1 protein-coding gene is annotated in these 313 nt (G+C 47.9%); it reads left to right on the top strand.

Translation table 11 applies throughout. The features are described 5' to 3' along the window. Positions 1–313, top strand: a 313-nt coding sequence (locus tag QWI17_RS06025; protein ID WP_302721618.1) for a cbb3-type cytochrome c oxidase subunit I, incomplete at both ends; no start/stop codon positions are given.

Here is a 313-nt window from a genome sequence, read left to right as displayed (position 1 = left end):
TCTCGTTTATTGTCTGGGCTCACCATATGTTTACCGTGGGGCTGCCTCTGGTCGGAGAGTTGTTCTTTATGTACACCACGATGCTTATTGCGGTTCCCACTGGTGTGAAAGTGTTTAACTGGGTGGCCACAATGTTTCGTGGCTCGATGACTTTTGAAACCCCGATGCTGTTTTCGCTGGCCTTTGTTGTGCTTTTTACTATTGGTGGTTTTTCCGGTCTGATGCTGGCAATAGCCCCGGCAGATTTTCAATATCACGACACTTACTTTGTGGTCGCTCACTTTCATTATGTACTGGTGCCGGGGTCGGTATT

The sequence above is a fragment of the Gilvimarinus gilvus genome (assembly GCF_030518155.1).
GTDB lineage: Bacteria > Pseudomonadota > Gammaproteobacteria > Pseudomonadales > Cellvibrionaceae > Gilvimarinus > Gilvimarinus gilvus.
The sequence above is the reverse complement of the archived record's forward strand: the minus strand, read 5'-3'. Positions and strand labels throughout refer to the sequence as shown.